General features: G+C 64.9%; 14 protein-coding genes. 9 read left to right on the plus strand and 5 right to left on the minus strand.

What is annotated here, in order from left to right:
- Nucleotides 1-68 precede the first annotated feature (68 nt).
- Nucleotides 69-11,033, plus strand: coding sequence for a filamentous hemagglutinin family protein (locus tag H8B02_RS00005; protein WP_229163879.1), 10,965 nt, complete (start codon nt 69-71; stop codon nt 11,031-11,033).
- A gap of 145 nt (nt 11,034-11,178) precedes the next feature.
- On the opposite strand, the gene H8B02_RS00010 is transcribed toward H8B02_RS00005, so the two are convergent.
- Nucleotides 11,179-12,228 carry an AraC family transcriptional regulator gene (locus H8B02_RS00010; protein WP_229163881.1) on the minus strand — a complete coding sequence of 350 codons (1,050 nt, stop codon included), beginning with the start codon at nt 12,226-12,228 and terminating at the stop codon, nt 11,179-11,181.
- Nucleotides 12,229-12,403: 175 nt separating this feature from the next.
- On the opposite strand from H8B02_RS00010, the gene H8B02_RS00015 reads away from it, so the two are divergent.
- Both H8B02_RS00015 and H8B02_RS00020 read left to right on the plus strand, forming a co-directional pair.
- Nucleotides 12,404-13,450 carry a PNPOx family protein gene (locus H8B02_RS00015; RefSeq protein WP_229163882.1) on the plus strand — a complete coding sequence of 349 codons (1,047 nt, stop codon included), beginning with the start codon at nt 12,404-12,406 and terminating at the stop codon, nt 13,448-13,450.
- A gap of 13 nt (nt 13,451-13,463) precedes the next feature.
- Nucleotides 13,464-14,969 carry an amidase gene (locus H8B02_RS00020; RefSeq protein WP_229163883.1) on the plus strand — a complete coding sequence of 502 codons (1,506 nt, stop codon included), beginning with the start codon at nt 13,464-13,466 and terminating at the stop codon, nt 14,967-14,969.
- Nucleotides 14,970-15,080: 111 nt separating this feature from the next.
- Here H8B02_RS00020 and H8B02_RS00025 read toward each other — a convergent pair whose 3' ends face one another.
- From H8B02_RS00025 to H8B02_RS00035, 3 genes are all read right to left on the minus strand, one after another.
- A complete protein-coding gene (locus H8B02_RS00025) occupies nt 15,081-16,421 on the minus strand; it encodes an LLM class flavin-dependent oxidoreductase (RefSeq protein WP_229163884.1) in 1,341 nt (446 codons plus the stop codon).
- A 28-nt stretch (nt 16,422-16,449) separates the two neighbouring features.
- Nucleotides 16,450-17,265 carry a class I SAM-dependent methyltransferase gene (locus tag H8B02_RS00030; RefSeq protein WP_229163885.1) on the minus strand — a complete coding sequence of 272 codons (816 nt, stop codon included), beginning with the start codon at nt 17,263-17,265 and terminating at the stop codon, nt 16,450-16,452.
- Nucleotides 17,266-17,440: 175 nt separating this feature from the next.
- A complete protein-coding gene (locus tag H8B02_RS00035; RefSeq protein WP_229163886.1) occupies nt 17,441-17,674 on the minus strand; it encodes a hypothetical protein in 234 nt (77 codons plus the stop codon).
- Here H8B02_RS00035 and H8B02_RS00040 point away from each other — a divergent pair.
- The 6 genes from H8B02_RS00040 (at nt 17,673) to H8B02_RS00065 (ending at nt 22,943) form a co-directional block, all read left to right on the plus strand.
- Nucleotides 17,673-18,617, plus strand: coding sequence for an FAD-dependent oxidoreductase (locus H8B02_RS00040; protein ID WP_229163887.1), 945 nt, complete (start codon nt 17,673-17,675; stop codon nt 18,615-18,617). The two genes, H8B02_RS00035 and H8B02_RS00040, sit on opposite strands and share 2 nt — an antisense overlap.
- Nucleotides 18,614-19,108: a hypothetical protein gene (locus H8B02_RS00045; RefSeq protein ID WP_229163888.1), complete on the plus strand. Its 495-nt coding sequence runs from the start codon at nt 18,614-18,616 to the stop codon at nt 19,106-19,108. The genes H8B02_RS00040 and H8B02_RS00045 overlap by 4 nt, the downstream gene beginning before the upstream one ends.
- A 99-nt stretch (nt 19,109-19,207) precedes the next feature.
- Nucleotides 19,208-20,137 (plus strand): TauD/TfdA dioxygenase family protein, encoded by a 930-nt coding sequence (locus H8B02_RS00050; RefSeq protein ID WP_229163898.1) that lies wholly within the window; start codon nt 19,208-19,210, stop codon nt 20,135-20,137.
- Nucleotides 20,138-20,240: 103 nt separating this feature from the next.
- A complete protein-coding gene (locus tag H8B02_RS00055) occupies nt 20,241-21,218 on the plus strand; it encodes an ABC transporter substrate-binding protein (RefSeq protein ID WP_229163899.1) in 978 nt (325 codons plus the stop codon).
- Nucleotides 21,215-22,084, plus strand: coding sequence for an ABC transporter ATP-binding protein (locus tag H8B02_RS00060; protein ID WP_229163900.1), 870 nt, complete (start codon nt 21,215-21,217; stop codon nt 22,082-22,084). The genes H8B02_RS00055 and H8B02_RS00060 overlap by 4 nt, the downstream gene beginning before the upstream one ends.
- Nucleotides 22,077-22,943, plus strand: coding sequence for an ABC transporter permease (locus tag H8B02_RS00065; protein ID WP_229163901.1), 867 nt, complete (start codon nt 22,077-22,079; stop codon nt 22,941-22,943). The genes H8B02_RS00060 and H8B02_RS00065 overlap by 8 nt, the downstream gene beginning before the upstream one ends.
- On the opposite strand, the gene epsC is transcribed toward H8B02_RS00065, so the two are convergent.
- Entirely contained in the window at nt 22,940-23,893 is a 954-nt protein-coding gene (epsC, locus tag H8B02_RS00070; RefSeq protein WP_229164227.1) for a serine O-acetyltransferase EpsC, read from the minus strand. The genes H8B02_RS00065 and epsC overlap by 4 nt on opposite strands.
- Between the last annotated feature and the right edge of the window lie 12 nt (nt 23,894-23,905).

Below are 23,905 nucleotides of genomic sequence, written 5' to 3' on the forward strand. Positions count from 1 at the left end.
CGGCACAGGCGGCCGCGCGCAGTGCCGCACAGGCCTCGGGCACGTCGCGGACGCTGCCCCAGCTGGTAGTGCCCGATGGTCTGGCACCGGGTGGGCTCCAGGTCGCGCCGGGCGCTGGCCCGGGATCGAGCCTATGGTCGGGCGCCAATCTTCCGACCCAGGCGAGCGTCAACGGACGCACCAGCGTCGGCATCACCCAGACCGCGCCGCAGGCAATCCTCAACTGGCAGAGCTTCAGTGTTGGCGCCCGGACCGACGTCGTCTTCAAGCAGCAGGGCAACAGCAACTGGGTCGCGCTCAATCGCGTGATCGGCAATGTCGGGCCGAGCCAGATACTCGGCAACATCAAGGCTGACGGCAAGGTGCTTCTGATTAACCAGAGCGGCATCATTTTCGGCGGCGCAAGCCAGATCAATGTCGGCTCGATGGTGGCGTCGACGCTCAATATCACCGATCAGCAATTCAAGACCGCCCTGCTCAATCGCTCGCCGTTCGACAATGCAGGCAACCTGCAGGCCCCGATCTTCGCCAGCAGCGGCGGCCCGACCGGCAATATCATCGTCGAGGCTGGTGCTGTGATCGTCACGGCGGCGCCCGCATCGGTCACCACGGGAGGCGGGAACGTATTCCTGTTCGGCGCCAATGTGCAGAACAGCGGCAGCATCGTCACGCCAGGCGGCCAAGCCGCGCTCGCCGCCGGCACGTCGGTTTATGTCACGACAAGCGGCAGCACGAGCCAGCAGGACCTGATGTTGAATGTGCTCAATGGCGGCACGGTCAGCAACACCGGCCTCATCGCGGCGCCGACCGGAAACGTCACGCTGGTCGGCTTGAATTTGCAGCAATCCGGCGTGCTGGTGGCGACCACCTCGGTCAACCAGGCCGGTTCGATCCTGTTGTCCGCGCAGCAGGGACTGCAGGGGATGTTCGGCTATGACAGCACCTCGCACTACGCGGTGTCGACGCAGACCGGTGCGGTGCAGCTCGCGCGTGGCAGCCTCACCGCGGTACTTCCCGAGGAGGACGGTCTGACCGCGATGGACACCCAGCCGCAGGCCCAGTCGCGGATTACGGTCGAGGGCGGCTTCGTCAACATGCAGCCGGGAGCTGCGATCATCGCGCCGTCCGGACGCGTTGCGCTTGAAGCATCGAGCTACGGAGACCAGCTCTATCTGCAGGACAATCCCACCGCCAAGATCAACACGAACTACAATCGCGACGGGGCGCGGGTTCTTGTCGACGCAGGTTCTCTGATCGACGTTTCGGGGTTGCAGGGCGTGCCGGTCGCGGCGTCGAGCGATGTGGTGCAGGTGAACGTGCGCGCCAACGAGCTGCGCGACTCGCCATTGCAGCGCGGTGGCATCTTGTCCAGCAAGAACGTGTGGGTGAACGTACACGATCTCGACCCTGTGGCATCGGATCGGGTCTACACCGCAGGCGGACTGCTCGAGGTGTCGGGATGGCTCGGGCAGGTCGCGCGTCCGATCGACCAGCGCCTGACCACGGGCGGTTCGGTGATCGCCTACTCCACGGGCGATGCCATCCTGCGACCTGGTGCGCTGATCGATATTGCCGGCGGCTCGCTCGCGCATCAGGCCGGCTATGTGCCGGTCACCTGGCTGGTCGGTTCGGACGGCAGGATCTACCGCGCAAACCAGGCCCCTGCGGATTTGACCTACACCTCGATCGGGGTCGGCTTCACGGTCAATCACGCTCACTGGGGCGTCACCGAATTCTACGCCAATCCACTGATCCCCAGTCAGGTCTACCAGCCCGCCTATCTCGAAGGACGCGCCGCCGGCGCTCTGACCGTGATGGCGAGCGCAGCAGAGGTCGATGCCTCGGTTGTTGCGGCGACAATCAATGGGCCCTATCAGCGGTCCGCCAACTCGCTTCCGGCCGGCGCCGCGCTCACCATCGCGGCGTCCGATGCGAGCATCATCGCGCCGTCAGTTGCGCCGCCGGATCTCGCGAGTGCGACGTCGCCGCTGCCACCGTCCTGGCAACAGACCGTCTATCTGTCGGCCGATTTGCTCAACCAGGCGAACTATGGCAGCATCACCATCAATGCGCGCGGCGGTGTGACCGATCCGGTCAGCGGCACAGTATCTCCTGCCATCAGCCTCGTGGGCGGCGCCAAGCTTCAGGTTGCCCCCGGCGGCTCGATCACCTTGAACTCGAACGTCGCCTTTGCCGGCGGGGGAATTTCGATCGACGGCCAACTGGTGGCGCGTGCCGGCTCGGTAACCGTCAATGCGGCGCTGCAGGGAACGACTGTCTTCACCGGCGACATCGAACTGCATCCGGGCAGTGTGATCGATACGCGCGGCCTGTGGGTCAACGATCGCACCGGTGGCAACGATACCCCGCCTGCGCTCTACAACGGCGGCAACGTCAAGCTGATCGCCTACGGCAGCGTTCGGATCGATGACGGAGCGGTGATCGACGCGTCGAGCGGCGGCTGGATGCAGAGCACGGGCCGGATCAAGACCAGCAACGGCCTGCCGGTCGGAACGGGTGGCAACATCACGCTGATCGCCGACGGTTTCGGTGCGACGCTGCACAATTCGACGACGGTCGCCCAGACCTACCCGGGCCGGGTCTATCTCGACGGTGTGCTGCGGTCCTACGGCTTCACCCGTGGCGGAATGCTCGGCATCGCCACGCCCGCGATCCAGATCGGCGGAGATGCCATCCTTCCGCTCCGCACGATCGGCAGCATCAACGCCGACGGGACCAGCAACCTCACGCCGGTCGATCCCGCCAGCGTGATGCGGCTGTCGCCCGGCTTCTTTGCCAGCGGCGGCTTCAGCCAGTACGCCCTCTACAGCTACCAGAACCTGACGGTCGCGGGCGGCACCGATCTCGAGCTGCATGGGGTCAATCTGGTTCCGAATCCGCAGGCGATTTCGGCACCGACCGGGAGCGATGTCGCTGATGTCGCGACGGTGCAGATGCTGCCCGCGTATCTGCGGCCGGCGCCGGTTAACCTCGTCCTCAGCGCGATCGACGCCTTCAACGGCAATCTCGATGTTCAGCGGGGCGCCGTGATCAATGCCGATCCTCTGGCGACGATATCTCTGCACGCACGCCATCAATTGACGGTCGACGGCACGATCAGCGCGCCCGCGGGAACCATCAATCTCGATTTGACCGGCACGACCGGAACCTGGGTCGCGGTCGGATCGCCGGTTGGCGTGCCACCCAACAATGGGCCGTCCTATGCTGCCACGCAGACGCTCTGGATCGGAGCGGACGCCAGGTTGCTGGCGCCCGGCCTCGTCACATCGACGCTGGACGCATCCGGGCACCCGCTCAACACCGTGCTCGGCGGCGGTCAGGTCAACATCAATCAGGACGCGCAGCCCTCGCTCTACTACCCCTGTTCGGCCACCCAGCCTTATGGAGAGCAACCGCTCGGCGTCGTCGTGGCGCAAGCCGGAGCGATCATTGATGTGTCGGGGACATCGGGAACGATACTCCAGGTCGCGGGTCGATCCGGTCTGATCCAGACACAAGTTGCGACTCCGGGCGGCAGCATCGCGATCCGGGCATCGCTCGGTCTGCTGTTCGACGCCACCATGAAGGCGCAGGCCGGTGGGGCCGGCGCTGCGGGCGGCAGCCTGACGATCGATCAGGTGATCGGGAGCAATGTCGCTGATAACACCGGGGTCTCGCAGTTCGTGCAGCCGGTCTTCCAGACGATCGTGAGCCAAGCGGCGCCGCTGATGGCGACCGGTCTGTCGCAGGGGCAGGCGGTCCCAGGCAGCTTGCTCGGAGATATCTTCATCGGCGCCGACCAGATCTCCAGCGGCGGCTTCGCGTCGGTGTCTCTCGGCGCAGTCGATGCCCTGGTGTTCAACGGCAACGTCAATCTTGCCGCGGCGCGCAGCCTGACCATCAACGCCAGCAACATCAGCGCGACGCCGGGCGCGACCGTCCGGCTCAGCGCGCCCTATGTCGACATCGGCGGCGGTCAGCGCAACGTCAACGAATATACCAGCAGCAGCTACGTCCCTCTCGGCAGCTACAGCGCAGCGCCCATGGCCGGTACGGCGCGTCTCGCGGTCGATGCCGACCTGATCGACATCGAGGGCACGCTGCGCAGCGGTGCGAGTTACAGCTACGTCACCAGCTTCATCGATTTCAGCACTCCGGTTCGGCAGGCGGTGTCGCTGCCTGGCTTCGCCAGCATGTCGTTCAGCAGCCTGGGCGACATCCGCCTGGTGCCGGTCTCGAGGACGGCACCCTCTTACGCCGTCAAGCCGACCACGCTGGCAACGGCCGGTGACGTGACGTTCACGGGGACGGAAATCTACCCGATCAGCAGCGGACCGGTCAGCAATGCATACGCAAGCATTACGAGCAGTCTGTTCCTGATCCAGGCGACCGGGCCCAACAGCGTGGTCAGCTTTGCCAGCAACGGCCAGGCGCCCTACATGCCGTTGTCAGCGGGCGGAGCCGTGCAGATCATCGCTCCGACCATCAATCAGGGTGGCGTCCTGCTGGCGCCCCTCGGGCAGATCACCTTCGGAGACCCGAACAATCCCGCCGGCACGCGCGCGATCAACCTGCTCCCGGGAAGCATCACGTCGGTGTCGGCGGGCGGCACGTTGATCCCGTATGGCGCGCCGCTCGGCAACACCGACTGGATCTACGGCTACGACAATAGCGGCACGCCGAACACGATCAGCGCGCCATCGGCCAAGACGATCTCGTTCTACGGCCGGGCGTTGACGGTTTCGGGTGCGTCCGGTGGGGCCGCCACTGCGCGCATCGACGAGTCCGGCGGTGGCGATCTCTATGGCGCGCAGTTCGTCGGCGGCGCTGGCGGGTCGGTCGATACGCTCGACGGCACCCAGACATTCGCGGTCCTGCCGAGCCTCGGCAACCGCTATGCGCCGCGCGACCCGCAAATGCAGCTCAGCGATCCGACGCAGACGACATCCGCGCCAGTTGGCCTGCAGGTCGGTCAGCAAGTCTATCTGAGCGGAATTCCGGGGCTGCCGGCTGGCACCTATACCTTGCTGCCGGGGCACTACGCGTTGTTGCCCGGCGCTTACAAGGTCACCGTGGCGGAGAATCAGGCCTCCGCCACGGGGCTCCGGAACTTTGCACTGCGTGACGGCTCCTACCGTGCGATCGGCTATGGCGAGGTTGCCAATACGGGCATCCGCGATTCGCTGTCCTCGGCCTACATCGTCACGCCGGGAGCGATCGTCCGCCAGCAGTCGCAATATGCCGAAACCACGGCCAATCAGTTCTATGCGGCAAAGGCAGCTGCAAGCGGCATCGCGGCGCCCTATCTGCCGCTCGACGCGGGGCAACTTGTCATCAGTGCGACCAACAGCCTGTCGTTGCCGGTCACCGGCGGGTTCGGCGACTTCACGGCTCCGGCGGGCGGCCGGGGCGGGCAGGCCGATATCGTGGCTTCGAATCTCGAAATCCTTGCGCCGGGGGGCACCGCAGCGCCGGGCATGACCGGGCTGCAGGCCGGTGCGCTCGACAGCATCGGCGCGCAGAGCATTCTGATCGGCGGCACGCGCAACCTGAACGGTAACGTGCTGACCATCACGCCAGCGGCGCAGCAGCTCCAGATCGACAGTGGGGCGGTGCTGACCGCACCCGAAATCATGCTGACGGCGAGCAAGGCGATCACCATCGGCGCCGGTGCGCAGATCGACACGACCTCGTTCGGCGCGATCTCCACCCTGTTCCCGAACGATCCGAACACCGGCAAGACCCTCGGATCGATCGCGCTCGCGCGTGTCGGCGGAGGGGGGGCTGGCGCATTCGTGCTGGCGTCCAACGCACCGGTGCTGCCGGTCACGTTGCCGACGGGGAGCGGCGGCGCGAGCAAGCTGAGCATCGGCGCAGGCGCGCAAATCTTCGGCGGCAGCGTGCTGGCGCAGAGCGCCTCGAACACGATCAGCATGGATCCCTCCGCCCGCCTCGCGGCGCCGACCGTGATGGTCAGCGTGCCCGTGATCAATTTCGGCACGGGAGGTGCTCCGGGCTTCAATCTGAGTGCCAGCCTGCTCGCGCAGTTGTCCGAAGGTGATCCGCTGCGTCATCTGCCGGCGACCGGCAACCTGATGCTGTCGGCGTCCACCGCGATCAACGTCTATGGCTCGGTCGATCTCGGTGATCTGGATCCGGCGACCGGTCGGGCGCTGCTCGCCGGGCTGACGTTGAGCGCGCCTGTGGTCAATGGATTTGGTGCCGCCGCCGACAGCGTCAGGCTCCGCGCCGACACGATCACGCTGAACGGCGGCGCAACGGGCGCAGCTGCGACGGGAAGCGGGCAGGGCGCGTTCGAGATCGACGCGACGCAGCTGACATTGGGTGGCGGCGGCAATCTTGCCTTCGGTGGCTTCAACACCGTGACGCTGGCGGCGTCCGAACAGGTGATCGGCGGCGTCGCCTACGCGGGCCCGATCGCTGCGGGCACGATGCAAAAAATCGGCACGGTGTCCTACGCCCCCGGCGAGGTGATGCCGGGCACCTTCAGCGTCAGCGGTGGTCTGACGATCGCGACGCCCCTGGTGACGGCGCAGGCCGGCGCGCTGACGCAGCTCGTCGCCAATGCCGGCACGGTCAGCTTCGCCGCGCGGCCCGGTGGCGCCGTCCAGTCGGCCGTCAATTCCAACGGCGCGACGCTCTCGGTCTCGGCGCAGAGCATCGTCCAGGGCACCACCATCGACCTGCCATCCGGCGCGATCACCTTCACCGCGCGGAACGGCATCACACTGCAGGCCGGGTCGGTCACCAATGTCGCCGGCGCGGTGATGCCGTTCTTCGATGTGGTGCGGATTGCGCCGGCCGGCGGCGTCACGCTGCAGACCGTGAACGGCGATGTCGCTGTTGCTTCCGGAGCGGTGGTCGATCTGCGCGGCGGCCGGCTCGGCTCGGTGACGCTCCCGATGCTCAACGTCGTGGACTCCGACCAGGGCAGCAACGCGGGGACGCTCACCATCGTCGCGCCGAACGGGGCCGCCCGTCTCGACGGGCAGCTGCTGGCGAGCGCCGATCCGCGCTACGCCGGCGGCAAGGCGGTCCTCACGCTCAAGTCGGGTGACGCTGGTGCACTGCTCGGCAGCATCGCGGGGTTCTCGGGCGAGCAGGCGCTGACGCTGGCGACCGGCGACATCAATGTCGGAAACATCACCGCGCGCAACGTCGAGTTGACCGCGAGCAGCGGCAGCATCACCGTTGCCGGCCTGATCGATGCGAGCGGCGGCAGCGATGCGACCATCCGCCTGATCGCCGGCAACAATTTGGAGCTCGGAGCGCATGCGGCGCTCAATGCCGGCACCACCGCGGCCAGGGGCGGTACGGTCTTTCTCGGCCTGGCCGGCAACAGCTTGGGCATGTTGACGTTCGATGTCGACGCCGGTTCCGGCAGCACGCCGACGATCAACGTCGCCGGCGCCGACCCGAACATCGCGCTCAATGGCGGACAGGTCTGGCTGCGCGTGCCGCGGACAATCAACGGCGACGGCACCACCGGCGTGCGCGTCGGCAACAACGGGGTCCATGTCATCGGCGCGCGCGAGATCGTTGTCGAGGCAGTCAAGACCTATGACGTCACCGGCACGCCCTATGTCGACGCCAACCTGGCGGCGGCCGATGCCGACGCACAGGCCTTCGTCGCCGCGGCCACGATCAGGACGGGCATCGGCACGCTGACGGGTACCTCCGTCACCGCCTTCCACCTGATGCCTGGCATCGAGCTGCGCAGTAGCGGTGACCTCCAGCTGTTGCAAAATCCGTCCGGCACCAATTCCGGAATCGATCTGCACACCTACCGCTACAATGGTGAGCCGATGGTGCTGACGTTGCGTGCGGCCGGAAACCTGCTGATCAATGGTAGCATCAGCGACGGCTTTGCCGCGCCGGTCAGTTCGCCGGACGGCAGCATCTTCGCCATCGCGACGCCGCTGCCGGCGGGCTCCGGATCAGCGACGCTGCGGCTGGTAGGCGGCGCGGATTTCGCCGGTGCCGATCCGCTGGCGGTCGTGCCGGCCGTGCTGCGTCCCGCGGCCACGGCGGCCAATCCCGAGCCAGGCTCGATCGTGTTCGCGGCGCCGTACCTGATTGACTCCAACGTCAATGACAGCGGCACCGTCGTACAGGTTCCGAGCGTGGTCCGCACCGGCGCGCGCGACCTCGAGCTCGCTGCGGCGGGAAATATCGACATCCAGACCGCGTTCGGCATTTATACCGCGGGGGAGCCCGTAACGCCGAATTTCACGCCGGGGCAGCGCGCTCCGATCCTGTCTGCGTACACGTACGACTACAGCAGCTATCTCGGCTATACGTACGACGCCAACTCCAATCTGCTGTCTTACGACACGCTGTATCCCCTCGCATTCAACGCCAGCTATTCGAGCGGCGGCGGCAATCTCACGGTCAAGGCGCATGGCAGCCTGATCGGCGCGGATACAAGCAATAATGGCGTGAAGAGCTACGCGGCCTCTGCGCCCGACACCTATTGGCTATGGACCGAACCGGCGGCTGCCAGTCCGACCTGGTTCATCAATTTCGGCACCTATTATCAACCGTATCTCGATTTCGCGACCGACTCATTTCCATCGGTGGCCGCGTTCAAGGGGCTCGGCGCGTTGGGAGGAGGCAACGTCCGCGTCGCAGTCGATGGTAATCTGAAGGCTGTCGACATCAGCGTGCCGACGACCGGCGGATTGACCGGCACCGATGCGTTGTCGGTGTACGGCGGCGGCAATCTCTCGCTGACCGTCGGGGGCGGTATCAACTACGCCAATCTGCTGGTCGGGCGCGGGACGGCCGACATCCAGGCCGGCGAGGTCGGGATGGCACCGCTGAGCACCAGTTCGCTGGCCATTGCGCGGGTGGATCTGTTGATCGGCGATGCCCAGTTCAATGTGGTGTCGCACCGGGGAATCAATGCGATCGTCGGCGATCCGACGCGGATGACGCAGCAGCACGATCCATCGAGCAGCGGCGGCTATCGCGTCCCGGCTGGTCTGGAGGGAAATGGGCCCCCCTCATTTTACTACAACCCTGTGGCACCCTATGGCTTCTTCACCAGCATGACGGCCGGCAGCGCCCTGACCGAGTTCGCGGCAGGCGGCGACATCACGGTGCATGGTGATTTTGCGCCACCGATCTTCGAACTGACCGCGGCCGGCGGCTCGATCCGCGCCGGCGCCATTACGCAAAGCGGCACGAATTTCAATTATCTGGCTGCACTGGCTTCGCCGACGGTCCGCCTCGATCTGCTGGCTCAGCAGGACATCGTCGGCTTTGGCGTCAGCATGACGGCGGCCGATCTGCTGTCCCAGGTCAACGGCGCCTCGGCGCCGGCAGGCAGCGATTACGCGAGCTCAATCTCCAATCCGGCCTCCTACGACATGTTTGGGGGCGCTTTGTCACAGCCTTCGAACCTGGTGCAGTTCAACAATCCACATACGGTGCATGTCTATGCGGTCCGGGGAAGCCTGACAAAGCTCGCGCTGGCGACATCGGAGCGCGCACAGGTGCGCGCCGGCCTCGATATCGTCCAGCCGATCATCAATATCGAGAACGCCGGGCTCGGCGACGTCTCGCTGGTGCAGGCCGGGCGCGACATCGTCAGCTGCCAGCCTTGCAGCCTGGCCTATCCGGACTTCTTCAACATTCGTGTGGAGGGGCCGGGTTCGCTATCGGTCCTTGCAGGTCGCGACATCGTTGCGCAGATGGGCGCGTATCACACGCAGGGGCTCGGCATCACGTCGGTCGGCAACGCGGACAATCCGCTGCTGCCCGCGACCGGTGCCTCGATCGGCATCGCGGTCGGCACCGGTGCCAACGGTCCGGCCAACGCGGCCTTCATCAACCTCTATTTCGATCCACGGAACACGGATGCGACGACGCAAGGTTATCTGGCGCAGCTCACCAGCTACATGAGCGGGATCGAGGGCATCGCCCTCAGCCGCGACCAGGCGCTCGCCGATTTCCGCAACCTCGCCCCGGCCGCACAATTGCCGTTCATCGAGCAGGTGTATTTCGCCGAGCTCAGGGCAGGCGGCGAAGCCGCGGCCAATGGGCATGGCGCAGGCGGCAAGGGTTACGATCGGGCCTACCGGGCGATCCAGACTCTGTTCCCGGGCAGCGTGATCGGTGGCACCACCACAGCCTATGCCGGCAGCCTTTCGCTGTTCCAGCTCGCACGCGTCCGCACCGAGCAGGGTGGCAGCATCAACATCCTGGGGCCCGGTGGCGGCGTGTCGCTCGGCATCGAAAACCAGACGCCCGACCTGACTGGGCAGACCGACACCGCGCGCCCCGGCCTGCTGACGCTCGAAGGCGGCGACATCAACATCTTCACCGATCGGAGCGTCGTGGTGGCGCAGTCGCGCGTCTTCACCGAACTCGGCGGCGACATCCTGATGTTCTCGACCAACGGCGACCTCAACGCCGGCAAGGGCAAGCAGACCTCCATCGTGACGTCGCCGCCTTTGGTCGTCTACGATCAGTACGGCGGCGCGACCAAAACGCCGAACACGCCGCAAACCGGCGCCGGCATTGCAACCCTGATCGGCGTGCCCGGCGTTCCCCCTGGTAACGTCGACCTGTTCGCGCCGCACGGCACGATCGATGCCGGCGAGGCCGGCATCCGCGTGTCGGGCAATCTCACCCTCGAAGCGCTGCAGGTGCTCAACATCGCCAATATCCAGGTGCAGGGCACGTCGGTCGGTGTACCGGTGGTGCAGGGGCCGCCGGTGGGCGCGTTGACCGCGGCGAACAACACCGCGGGCGCGGCGCAGCAACCGACGGCGGCGGCACCGGCAGCCAATACCGGACAGCCCTCGGTCATCATTGTCGAAGTGCTCGGTTTTGGCGGAGGCGACGGCACGCCGGAGCCCGGCGACAATGACCAGCGCCGCGGCGGCAGCGGGCGGCAGAGCTATGATCCGAACAGCATGTTTCGCGTGGTCGGCAGCGGTGCGTTGACGGCTGAGCAGGCGCAGCAACTGACCGATGACGAAAGGCAGCGTCTGTCGTCGCGGTGACGATAACGGAAGCCGCTGTTCCCCGAACTTGCCCGACTTGCACAGAGCGACGACCACGAAGAATATTTCCGCGCGCAACGGGAGAAGCGTGCTCCCGTCTTCCATGGTCGCTGATCCATGACGCCTGGATCGTTCGCCAGGCCGCCTATTGGCGTGCCCCGTTGTGCGGCATGCGTAATCGGGCGCGCAAAGCACCCGGTGACTGCTTGAACCATCGCCTGAACGCGCGGTGGAAGGAGCTCACATCCTTGAAGCCGAGATTGTCGCTTACGCAGACCACCGGCTGTCCTTGCTCGATTTGCTGATAGGCCAATTCCTTTCTCACCGCGGCGAGCAACTCCGTATAGCTGGTACCTTCTCGTTTCAGGCGGCGGTAAAGCGTCGGCCGACTGACATGCAGTGCGTTGCACACATCGCCGATGCCCAAGCCCCGGTGCAGGCTCAAGCGAATACGCTGGCGCACCTTGCCGACAAAGACGCTCTCGATCTCGATTCTCTGCAAGGCCTGTTGAGCACGTTCCTGCAGAACCTGCTTGAGGTAGGAGTTGGCGCCGCGGATCGGCCGGTTCAGAACTTCCAACGGCAAATGCATGCAGGTGATATTACCGCCGAACGAGGGCGCGCTCCCGAACACCTCCGCGTATCTTCCATGATAGGACGGGCGTGGAAACGCAAACGTGCAAGCGGCGGGTGTGACGTGGATGCCGGTCTGCTCTGCTATCCAGGTCACCAGCGCACTCATGCTGCGCTCGAGGGCGGGCCGGGGGTATGCCCTGTCCGGCGCGAACGAGATGGTCAGGACGAGGGAGCCGCCGCGTATGCTGGACACCCAGCGCTCCGACGGGTTCATCAGGGCAATGTGGTGTTGGAAAACCTGCAAGGCCTCGCCCACGTCACGGCAATGGCAAAGCAAGCTAGCCAGTACACCACGCATCGAAGGGTTGTAGGTCTGCCCAACGAGAAGGCCAATATGAGGCACTTCCGTGTTGTTCGCCGCTGCCCGCCACAAGGCCAGCAAATGTGCCTCGGGAAGGCGCTGCTCTTGCGCAGGAGGGGCGCCGCTGCTGCAGTCGATCATGGCCTCGCGGTCGAGGCCAGCCTTGAGCAGTTGGCTTTTGGTCGCGGCGCCGCTGGCAAGCAGCAAGTCGTAGAGATCGAGCACGGCAAGGGCGGATACGGTGGCGCGCGAACGCATCGCATGACACTCCTTGATAACCGGTAGCGAAGACTACAACAGGATTGGCGCCGAGCAAACGCCTGGCAAGAGCCACGTTGCAACCTATGGCCATGCGATTGATCCCTAAAGCCATGTTTCGGGTGCGCGTTGCGCCGTAGTCTTGGCCGCGCCGCAACAGCATGGAAACTCGCAAATGCTCGACGTCCCGCAAACCTGCAAGATCAGGACAGTGACCGATCTGCGCAAGCTGATTTCGGAGCCGCCCGCGATGATGCGCCGCCGGTTGCAGCCACGCATTGACGATCACTGCATGATTGTGATCCGGAGCGCATCGGTGTGCGTGGTCGGATTCGCAGACCAGGCCGGCATTGCCTTCATCAATCTCCGCGCCACCCCGGTGATAACGGCTGAGGCCGATCGCGTCGACCTGGTCTGGCCGGCAGGCCTCGAATTGCCGGCAGCTCTGGCCCGGGGGGAGGTGCTCAATAGCAGCCTGTACTTCATCATGCCCGGCATCGGTTTCGCCTTGCGAGCAAACGGCCGCAGTACGGCGCAGCAGGGTGAAGACGGAGTCGCACGGCTGGCGTTCCAGGCGGACGCGCTCTTCCTGCACTGCTCCCGCGCAAAGGTGCGTGCCAAGTTCTGGGAACCGCGGGCCGGCGGAGCGTCGGGTTCCGGTGAAGCCGGAGCGGCAGTTCTGTCCGACGCGGCCTTGGCATTCGTCTCACGTTCTCCCTATCTGCTGATGCTGACGCAAGATCCCGCCGGCAAGACGGAGCTCTCGCCGCGCGGCGATCCGGACGGCTTTGTTCTGGCACTCGACCCCGGCACGCTTCTGATCCCCGAGCGGCCCGGCAACAAGGTCGCGTGCACGCTCACCAACATACTCGCACATGAGGCGGTGACGGTCGCTTTTCTGATCCCGGGCTCGCCCATCGTACTGATAGTTGACGGTTGCTGCTGGCTGACGACTGAGCCGAGCTTGCTGGAGTCAGTCGCTGTCCAGGGCAAGGCGCCCAAACTCGGCATGGTTCTGCATGTCGATGAATACCGCTTCCAGCATAGTCCCGCGCTGGTCGAAGCGGGGCTATGGTCTAACGAGACCCACCTGCGCGAAAGCGACATTCCATCTTTCTCCAAGATGCTGGCCGAGCATATGAATGGCAGGGGAATGCTCGGCAAAGCGACGACGCTGGTCGTTGATGCGGTCGTCAAGCACGATCTGAAGCATCTTTACTAGAGAGCATGCCGCCGTGACCCTCACCGTGCCTGAATATCTCCAGTCGGACGCAACAGAACTCGCTCGTCTGGTGAGGGTCGGTGAGGTCTCGGCCACGGAGCTTCTGGAGATCGCCGAGGCCCAACTCGCGCGCTTGAACCCAAAGCTCAACGCCGTCAATCTGACGATGGCGGCTGAGGCGCGGGCGCGAGCCAAACAGTCTCTTGTCGGGCCCCTTGCCGGTGTTCCTCTGCTCATCAAGGATGCGATCCAGGATTATGCCGGTTTCCCGACTTCCAATGGCAGCCGCGCGTTCCGCCACATCATACCCGAGCAGCATTCCACGTTCGTGCAGCGCCTCATCGACGCCGGCGCTGTCATTATCGGCAAATCGAACACGCCGGAGCTGGCGCTCAAGGGAGTTACCGATCCAAAGGCTTTCGGCGTGACGCGAAATCCCTGGGATCTTTCGCGCACGCCTGGCGGCTCCAGCGGCGGCTCGGCTGCTGCTGTCGCCGCAGGGATTGTGCCGATGGCTGGCGCCAATGACGGCGGCGGTTCAATCCGCATTCCGGCCGCCTGTTGCGGCCTGTTCGGGCTGCGGCCCTCGCGCGGCCGCGTTCCGCCCGGGCCGGGTGTCAGCGAAATCTGGGAGGGCGCTTCGAGCGATCACGTGCTGACACGCAGCGTGCGGGATTCAGCTTTGGCGCTCGACGTGCTTTCCGGACCCGCGGACGGCGATCCGTTCGTCGTTGCACCGCCCGCGGCCCCCTTTGTCGAAATGGCCGCGCGCGAGCCACGGCGGCTGCGCGTGGCGTTTAGCGCGATGTCTCCGCTGGACACCGACGTGCATCCAGAGGCCGTAGCGGCCGTGACCCAGGCGGCGAAACTCCTCACCTCACTTGGACACGAGGTGGCCGAGGATCGTCCGAGCTACGACGGACTGGCCCTCGCGCACTGTTATCTCGAGATGTATTTCGGCCAGGTTGCGGCAACCCTCGCCGATGCCCGCGAAGCCGGTGCCAGGACCGAAGATTTCGAGTTGGCGACCATTCTCCTCGAAGCATTGGGCAAAGCCGCCAGTGCAGGAGTGTATGTGCGTAGTCATCGGCGCTGGAACGACTTTGGGCGCGCTCTCGGCCAGTTTCACCGGCGTTACGACCTCTTCCTGACACCAACGATCGCCTTTCCGCCGGTCGACCATGCCACCACAGTGATGCCTGCCGCGCAGCGGACCGTCTTGTCGTGTCTGCTGAAGAGCGGACTGTTGGGTGTCATGGCTCGCATCGGCCTGATGGAAGGAGCGCTTGCCAACCTGGCGCGCCAGAACCTGACGCTCGTGCCCTTTACACAACTCGCCAATTTGACAGGGACGCCGGCCATGAGCGTGCCGCTGCATTGGACGGCCGAGGGCCTGCCGCTCGGCGTCCAGTTCATCGCTGCGTTCGGCAACGAGGCGCTTCTACTGCAGCTTGCCAGTCAGTTGGAACGCGTGCAGCCCTGGATGCAGCGGCTGCCGCCGCTGGCGTTTCCACCATGAGCAGGGCAACCCTTTCATCCACACGGGACCGTCTATGATCGTGCGACGAATGCCCATTTTCGGTCGGATAAGCCCGGTGGTGCGACCAGCAAGTCATTGAACGTCAGGCGATCACGCGATCGCTTGAATGGAGTTGGAGAAGACGCTCGGCGGCCGGCGCAGGCCATAATGGTCGCGCAGTGTCGTGCCAGCGTAGTCGTCGCGGAACAGGCCGCGTTTGTGCAGGATCGGGACGACCTGCTCGGCAAAGACGTCGAATCCGCCGGGGAGCCAGGGCGGCATGACGTTGAAGCCGTCGGCGGCGCCGTTCTCGAACCAGGTCTGGATGTTGTCGGCGATCTTCTCCGGTGGGCCTGCCATCACCCAGTGGCCGCGCGCGCCGGCCAGGCGCTGGACGAGCTGGCGGATCGTCGGCTTCTCGCGATCGACGATGTCGACCACCAGCTTGAAGCGGCTGGCCACGCCGCGCGCACCGTTGGTGTCGATCAGATGGCGGGGGAACGGGCCGTCAAGGTCGAAGCCGGAGAGATCGAGCCCGATCATCTGGCGTAGCTGGGTCAGCGAATATTCCGGCTGGATCAGTTCATTGAACTCGTCCTGCAGCCGATCCGCTTCGGCTTGCGTACTGGCGATGAAGGGACTGATGCCCGGCAGGACCTTGATCTGATCGGGACTGCGATCGAAGGCACGGGCTTGCCGCTTGATATCGGCGTAGAACTCCTGGGCGCTCGCCAGCGTCTGGTGTGCCGTGAAAATGGCTTCGGCAAACCGTGCGGCAAAGGCGCGGCCGTCGTCGGACGAACCAGCCTGCACATAGACCGGCCGTCCCTGCGGCGTCCGCGAGATATTGAGGGGGCCGCGGACGCGAAAGTGCTTTCCGACGTGATTGACGGCGTGGATCTTGTCGGTGTCGGCGAAGACGCCCGAGACGGGATCGTTGATCAGTGCGTCGTCTTCCCAGCTGTCCCACAGCCTGCTGATGACATCGAGATATTCGCGCGCCCGCTCGTAGCGTTCATGATGCGGAGGATGCTCGGGCAGGCCGAAGTTCTGTGCCGCCTGCGCCGTGCTCGTCGTCACGATGTTCCAGCCGGCCCGGCCGCCGCTGAGATGATCGAGCGAGGCGAACAGACGCGCGAGATTGTAGGGCTCGGTGTAGGTCGTCGACGCGGTTGCGATCAGGCCGATGCGACTGGTGGCGACCGCGATGGCGGCAAGCCAGGTGATCGGCTCGAAGCGGAAGCGCTGCGCATAGCGGACGTTATCGGCGAGAGCCGGCCCATCGGCAAAGAAGATCGCGTCGAACTTGTGCGCCTCGGCCTTCTGCGCCAGCTCCTGATAGTAGGTGACGTCGAGGATCCGCTCCGCGGCGGAGCCCTTGTAGCGCCAGGCCGCTTCGTGATGGCCGCCCGGATAGATGAAGAGATTGAGAGACAGCTGTCGATCGCTCATGCCTGCGGCTCGCGGAATGTTGGGGTGGTCAGTTGCCGGTTGACGGCTTGTGTGCAAACGCGAAACGCAGGTAACGCTCCAGAGGCAGCCCTTCCGGTGTTCGTTTCGTTTCGACGAGGCGGGCAAACGCGCCGCGGATCTGTTCGCGCTCGGATGGTGAGAACGCCTCCAGGAAGTTGCCGAAGGCGCTGGCTTCCGACCATCGGAGCAGCGAATTGACGTCCTCGTGCACGTCGGTCAGCGTGCGCAGCTCGCTGCGGTATGCGACGAAGCCGCCGGCTGCGAACAGTGATCTAAGTTCCTCGTCGGTCAAGCCGAGCACCGGATTGGAATCCTGGCGACGATCGGCGAGTCCGGTCTCAGCAATGGTCCGGCGCAGCAGCACGCGGGACTGATGCGGACGGGATGGGTCCTGCACGTTGAGCCCGAGGCGACCACCGGGCTTGAGCACACGATGGATCTCCTGCAAGGCGCCGCGCTTGTCCGCAACCCAATGGAAGACGCTGTTGAGATAGACCGCATCGAATTGGCCGTCATCGAAGCCTGAGAGGTCTTCGGCCCGGCCGGTGCGGAATTGAAGATGATCCGATTGCCGAAGTCGCGCGATCTCGATGCGGCCCGGGAGCGGATCGATACCGATCACCCGGCCGTTCGGTCCGACCAGGCCGGCGACGAATTCGGCGAGCCGGCCGGTGCCCGTCCCGATATCGAGGACATGCTCGCCGGTCCTGATCGCCAATGGCCCGATCAGGAACTTGCCGTGACGGAACTGAACCAGCCCCGCTTCATCATAGGAGCGAGCCAGCTCAGGCGTATCGTGTTCGAGGCTAATGACACCACTCATTTGCGGCGTGTCCTATCGTCCAAGATTGCGGCGCTATGTGCACTTCGGCGTGCAAGCCATGCTTTGACTCTACGTCGGTGATCGCAAGCCTGTCGATGAAATGAACTTGCATTGTTGCGTTGGAAGCCAGCATGAAGCGTGTGAGTTGATCGGCGATGATAGACGAGTGCATCCGTCACGAAGAAATCAGCAGGTCGCTCGCGCCGTTCTTGCGTGTCAAGCGCTTCGGTCTTTCTGGTCTCGCACGCTGAAACGGCGAGCAAAGCGACGATCGTCGCAAATATTTCAACGCCTGCGTCGGCGACGAAGCGATCCTTGCGCGCCGTGAAAAACAAAGCTGGTTTCGTTTCATTGACTGGCGATCGATCGCTTTTACGATTTGCAACGTCAAAGCGAGGCCGATCATCATGCCGCAATCCGACCCCGACAGTGTTGCCCGTGAGGCATTGCGCCTGATCGGGCCCGATCCGCAGAACTGGGTGCCCGATCTGGACGGGATCGATCACAATGTGGTCGTCGTCGGCGGTGGACAATCCGGCTCGGCGTTTGCGTTTGCGCTTCGGCGGGCAGGGATCGGGAAGGTCTCGGTGATTGATGCTGCGGCTGGCGGTACTGAGTCGGGCGTGTGGTTGACGAGTGCGCGCATGCATAAGCTGCGGACGCCGAAGACCCTGCCGGGCCCGGAGCTTGGTCTGGCCGCTCTCGGGTTCCAGGCGTGGTACGAGGCGCGTTACGGTGCAGCCGCCTATGATGCGCTCGATCGCATTCTGCGGCTCGACTGGGCAGCCTATCTCGATTGGTACCGCAAGGTCACCGGTGTAGCGGTGCGTTACGCGACGCGGCTGGTCCGTATCGAGCCGGCGGGAGAGCATCTGCGGCTGCATCTGGAGCAAGGCGGCCGCGTGACGGTCGAGACCGCGCGAAAACTTGTGCTTGCGACCGGTTTTGCCGGAAGTGGGGGCGCCACTATTCCGGACGCGCTGCGCAATCTGCCGAAGCAAATTCATGCGCATACGTCCGAGAGGATCGACTTCAGGACGCTGCGAGGCCGATCGGTGGCGGTGATTGGAAGCGCCGCGTCGGCGTTCGATGCCGCTGCCGTCGCGCTGGAAGCCGGAGCGCGCGACGTCCACCTCTATGCGCGGCGCGAGACGCTGGCCTCGCTGCCGGTGATCCGGATCCGCGGCTATCCGGGGGCCTACGACAATTACGGGGCTTTGCCGGATGCCGTGCGCTGGCAGCAGGCGATCCGCTTCCGCGGGGCAGGCTCGACCCCGCCGCCGGACGCAATCTCGCGCGCCGTCGCGTTTCCCAATTTCCATCTCCATCTCGGCGCGCGTGGACCGCGGTGAGGCTCGAGGGCGGGCGTCCCGTCGCGGTGACGCCGCAGGGCGAATTCGGGTTCGACTTTGCCATCGCCGGTACCGGATATGCCGTGGACCTCAGCGTGCAGACCGAGCTTCGCGACTTTGCGGATGAGATCCTGCTGTGGCGTGACCGCTTCACGCCGCGCGATCAGGACAGGGATGAGACGCTCGCGGCGTATCCCTATCTGGGGTCGGGGCATGAATATCTGGAGCGGGAGCTCGGTCGCGCGCCGTTCCTGAAGAATATCCATGTCTTCCACCCGGCCGCCTTCGTCAGCTTCGGCCTGCCGGTCGGCGATGTCCCGAGCTTCAAGCGCGACATTCCCGCTGTTGTGGCGCGGATCAGCCGCGATCTGTTCCTGGCCGATCTGGCGGCGCATGAGGCGCGCATCAATGGACCGATCGCCGACGATTTTGGTGCCGAGCTTTATGCGCCGGCGGTCTGGCGCCCACCGGAGCACGTCGCGGCCGAGTAGAGCCTGCACCATCAAGCCGGTTTTGTTTGTCTCCGCCGTCGTTCCCGCGACCGGCGCATGGCGGAGCCTTGTCTGGGAGATCGCGGTGAGAGCACGATCATGAGCAACACGACTGTCATCGATAACGTCATTCCGCGCGCTGATATCGTCAAGCGTGGGGCGAGGCTTGGAGCAGAGATCAGGAACGTCCAGCTGTCGGGTGATCTGTCCGACGAGGTTATCCGCGCCATCAACCAGGTGCTGCTCGAGCACAAGGTGATCTTCTTCCGCGACCAGGAGCATCTCGACGATTCCGAGCAGGAACGCTTTGCGGTGCGGCTCGGCAAGCTGGTGCCGCATCCGACGGTCGGCGCGATCAAGGGGACATCCTCGATCCTGGAGCTGGATTCGGGACGCGGCGGCGGCCGGGCCGACCAATGGCACACCGACGTGACGTTCGTCGATGCCTATCCGAAGATCTCGGTGCTGCGCGGGGTGGTGATTCCGCCCTATGGCGGCGACACCATCTGGTCGAATACAGCCGCGGCCTATCTCGACCTGCCGGCGCCGCTGCAGCGGCTTGCCGACGAGCTTTGGGCCGTTCATAGCAACGCCTATGACTATGCCGTCAAGGCGCGCGCAAGCGAGGCCGACCGCAAGCATTTCGATGAAGTGTTCACCGGCACGATCTACGAGACCGAGCATCCCGTGGTGCGCGTTCACCCCGAGACCGGTGAGCGGACACTGGTGCTCGGCAATTTCGTGCAGCGCTTCGTCGGTCTACCGAAATATGACGGCCAGAAGCTGTTCGACCTGTTCCAGTCGCACATCACGGCGCCGGAGAACACCGTGCGCTGGAGCTGGAAGGCCGGCGACGTCGCGATCTGGGATAACCGGGCAACCCAGCACTATGCGGTCAACGACTATGGTGATCAGCACCGCGTGGTGCGCCGCGCCACGATCGACGGCGAAGTTCCGGTATCGATCGACGGTCGCCACAGCGTGACGCGCATCAAGGCACCGAAGCAGCAGACCGCGAAGGCGGCATGATCCGGCCGGATGAGGGGAGTTGCGAACATGAATGCATTGATCCGAATCCTGCGCGCCCGGCGTTTCGCCGCGCGCGGCCGCGCAGTTCGTGCTGGCTGGCGCCGTGGCACTCGGGCTGGCGGCTCCGGCCTTTGCCGAGCCGCCGCTCGAGAAGACCGAGATCCGCTACCAGGGCTGGGCCGGCCAGGTGACGTTCACGGAACTGGCCGATGACCTCGGCTATCTCGCGCCGCTGAAGCTCAAATGGGTCGGCAACACGATCAGCGGGCCGCAAGACATCCAGACTGTCGTCACCGGCGATACCGATATCGGCGGTGCGTTCTATGGCGCAATTCTCAAGCTGATCGCGGCGAAAGCGCCGATCAAGGCGGTGATCGGCTATTACGGCTCCGACGCCAACACCTATCAGGGCTACTTCGTCAAGGACGACAGTCCGATCAAGACGGCGCGCGACCTGATCGGCAAGAAGGTTGCGGTCAATACGCTGGGCGCCCATCTCGAATTCGTGCTCCGCGAATATCTGGCACGGAATGGCCTCAGCGCCAGCGAGGTGAGGCAGGTGACGCTGGTGGCGATACCGCCGGTGACCGGTGAGCAAGTGTTGCGTCAAGGCCAGGTTGAGGTGAGTACGCTCAGCGGCGTGCTGCGCGACAAGGCGCTGGAGCGGGGCGGCATCCATTCGCTGTTCAACGATACCGATCTGTTCGGCCAGTTCACCGGCGGTGCCTATGTGCTGCGGGACAAATTCATCAAGGACAATCCCAATGCGTCGCGCAAGCTGGTCGAGGGTATCTCGCGCGCGATCCAATGGGCGCAGACCACGCCGCCGGAGGAGGTGCGGGCCCGGTTCGAGAAGATCGTCGCGGAACGCAAGCGCAATGAGGATGCCTCCCCGATCAAATACTGGAAGAGCACCGGCGTCGCGTCGAAGGGCGGCCTGATCTCCGACGGTGAAATCCAGATCTGGATCGACTGGCTCGTCAAGGACGGCTTGTTCAAGCCGGGGCAGCTCAAGGCGTCCGATACCTATACCAATGAGTTCAACTATTTCCGTCCTGGCAAGACGGCGGAGGCGCAATGACGAGCTCGGTCAAGGTCCGGTTCGAGCAGGTTCGCAAGGAATTCGTGACAAGGGCCGAGGGCGGCCGGCCGGCGGGCCGCTTCACGGCGCTGGAAGATATTACGCTGGACGTTCGCTCGGGCGAATTCCTGGCGCTGGTCGGCCCGAGCGGTTGCGGCAAATCCACCTTGCTTGATCTCCTGGGCGGGCTCACCACGCCGACCAGCGGCCGCATTCTGCTCGACGGCCAGCCGATCACCGGGCCGGGACGCGACCGCGGCATCGTGTTCCAGCAATACGCGCTGTTTCCGTGGCGGACCGCGGCGCAGAATGTCGAGTTTGGGCTCGATATCGCCGGTCTCAAGGCCGGGCAGCGGCGCGAGGTCGCGCGGCATTTTCTTGATCTGGTCGGCCTGTCCGGCTTTGCCAACCGCTATCCGCATGAACTCTCCGGAGGCATGAAACAGCGCGTCGCGATCGCGCGCAGCCTCGCCTATGACCCGGAGGTGCTGCTGATGGACGAGCCGTTCGCCGCGCTCGATGCCCAAACGCGTGAGACGCTGCAGGGTGAGCTGCTGCGGATCTGGCGCGCCACCGGCAAGACCATCGTCTTCATCACCCACGGCATCGATGAGGCTGTCGTGCTTGGCCAACGGGTGGCGGTGATGACGTCGCGCCCGGGCCGGATCAAGGAAATCATCGACATTCCCGAGCGCTTGCGCACCGAACCCGAAGACGTTCGCGCGCTGCCGGAGTTCGGTCAGGTGAGGCACGAGGTCTGGAGCCTGCTCCGCGACGAGGTGCAGAGGGCCCAGCAGGGCCAGTTGGCTGACGCCGCCGGTGTGCGTCGCCCGGGTCACGAAGTGACGGAGATTGCCCATGTCTAGTCTCGAAGTGTTGGCATTGCTGGAGCTCGCGCAGGGGCGGCGCGAGCAGTTCCAGGCTCGCCGGCCGCCATTCACCGATCGGTTGCGCAGGGCGCTTCGCGGCCTGGCCACACTCGGGCATCGCTCGTTGCTGGTGATCATCCTGTTGGCCGCCTGGGAGGCGGTGCCGCGGCTCGGGCTGATCGATGCGGTGTTCCTGCCACCATTCTCGGAGGTGATCGCGGCCGGCTGGCAGCTTGCGCAAACCGGCGAACTCTACGACGACGTCTCCGCCAGCCTGCTGCGCGCCCTGAGCGGATTTCTGATCTCGGTCGCCTTGATTGTCCCGCTCGGGCTCGTCGTCGGCTGGTACACCCGGCTCGGCGATCTCCTGAACCAGTTCATCGAGATCTGCCGTAACACGGCTCCGCTGGCACTGCTGCCCGTGTTCATTCTGCTGCTCGGGATCGGCGAATTGTCCAAGATCACGATGGTGATTTATAGCTGCGCCTGGCCGCTGCTGCTGAACACCATTGCTGCAGTGAAGCAGGTCGATCCGCTGCTGATCAAGTCGGCGCGGACCATGGGCGCGACGCCGCAGCAACTGTTCCGCAAGGTGATCTTGCCGGCCGCGCTTCCGACCATCTTCGTCGGCATTCGGCTCGCCAGCGCATCGGCCATGCTGGTGCTGGTGGCGTCCGAAATGGTCGGCGCCAAGGCCGGCCTTGGCTATCTCATCATCAACAGCCAGTACAGCTTCCTGATCCCGCAGATGTATTTCGGCATTCTCGGAATCACGGTGATCGGTCTGGCATGCAATGCCATTCTCGAGGCGATTGAACGGCACTTCATGCGCTGGAAGGCGCCGGTGGCTGCTTAGGAGGAGGTGTTACCGCCGCCCGGCGTGTTGCGCGCGGTGGCCTGGGTCACCACGCTGTTCGGCGGGACGTCCCGGGTCAGCCAGACATTGCCGCCGATAGTCGAGCCGCGGCCGATCGTGATGCGGCCCAGGATGGTGGCGCCGGCATAGATGACGACGTCGTCGGCGACGATCGGATGACGGGCGTCGCCCTTGATCAGGCTGCCTTCGTCGTCGGTCGGGAAATGCCGCGCGCCGAGCGTAACGGCCTGGTAGATGCGGACATTGTCGCCGATGATCGCGGTTTCCCCGATCACGACGCCGGTGCCGTGATCGATGAAGAAGCCTGAGCCGATGCTGGCGCCGGGATGAATATCGATACCGGTTCGGGCATGTGCGATCTCCGCCATCAGGCGTGCCACCAGCCGCGCCCCGAGCCGGTACAGGAGATGGGCAAGGCGGTGGTGGATGATCGCGGTCATGCCGGGATAGCCGATCAGGATCTCCGGAAAGTTTCGCGCCGCCGGATCGCCGACAAAGGCTGCGCGCAGATCGTTGACGAGGAGCCCGCGCACTTGCGGCAATTGCGCGGCGAACGCGCGCGTCAGTTCGACGGCGTCAAGGCGATGGAAACCCGGTTCGAGCTCGTCGCCGACGAACAGGGCCGCGCGGTGGATTTGCGCGTTGAGCGAATCCAGCGCGATGCTCAAGGTGTTGCCGACAAAGTAGTCGATGTTCTCGCCGTCGAGATCCGATTGGCCATAGTGCCGCGGGAACAGCGCCTCGGTGAGGCCGTCGAGGATCGCTTCCAGCGCATCGCGCGATGGGGCGCGCCGCGGATCGCCGTCGCGCCGAATGCTGTGGGTTTCTTCCCTGGAGACGCGCAACTCGGCGACGATCCGGTCGAGCTGCCAGCGGCCCGGCGGGCTGCCGGCAACGCCGGCCGATGATGGTGGCGACTGTGGCGGCATTTCGTGCTTCAT

It is taken from the genome of Bradyrhizobium altum, from assembly GCF_020889705.1.
Classification (GTDB): Bacteria; Pseudomonadota; Alphaproteobacteria; order Rhizobiales; family Xanthobacteraceae; genus Bradyrhizobium; species Bradyrhizobium altum.

Excerpts from the sequence above, each read along its gene's own strand:
- H8B02_RS00010 (WP_229163881.1), bottom strand. The coding sequence starts at position 12,228 with ATGCGTTCGCGCGCCACCGTATCCGCCCTTGCCGTGCTCGATCTCTAC.
- H8B02_RS00015 (WP_229163882.1), top strand. The coding sequence starts at position 12,404 with ATGCTCGACGTCCCGCAAACCTGCAAGATCAGGACAGTGACCGATCTG.
- H8B02_RS00025 (WP_229163884.1), bottom strand. The coding sequence starts at position 16,421 with ATGAGCGATCGACAGCTGTCTCTCAATCTCTTCATCTATCCGGGCGGC.
- H8B02_RS00030 (WP_229163885.1), bottom strand. The coding sequence starts at position 17,265 with ATGAGTGGTGTCATTAGCCTCGAACACGATACGCCTGAGCTGGCTCGC.
- H8B02_RS00040 (WP_229163887.1), top strand. The coding sequence starts at position 17,673 with ATGCCGCAATCCGACCCCGACAGTGTTGCCCGTGAGGCATTGCGCCTG.
- H8B02_RS00035 (WP_229163886.1), bottom strand. The coding sequence starts at position 17,674 with ATGATGATCGGCCTCGCTTTGACGTTGCAAATCGTAAAAGCGATCGAT.
- H8B02_RS00050 (WP_229163898.1), top strand. The coding sequence starts at position 19,208 with ATGAGCAACACGACTGTCATCGATAACGTCATTCCGCGCGCTGATATC.
- H8B02_RS00060 (WP_229163900.1), top strand. The coding sequence starts at position 21,215 with ATGACGAGCTCGGTCAAGGTCCGGTTCGAGCAGGTTCGCAAGGAATTC.
- H8B02_RS00065 (WP_229163901.1), top strand. The coding sequence starts at position 22,077 with ATGTCTAGTCTCGAAGTGTTGGCATTGCTGGAGCTCGCGCAGGGGCGG.
- epsC (WP_229164227.1), bottom strand. The coding sequence starts at position 23,893 with ATGCCGCCACAGTCGCCACCATCATCGGCCGGCGTTGCCGGCAGCCCG.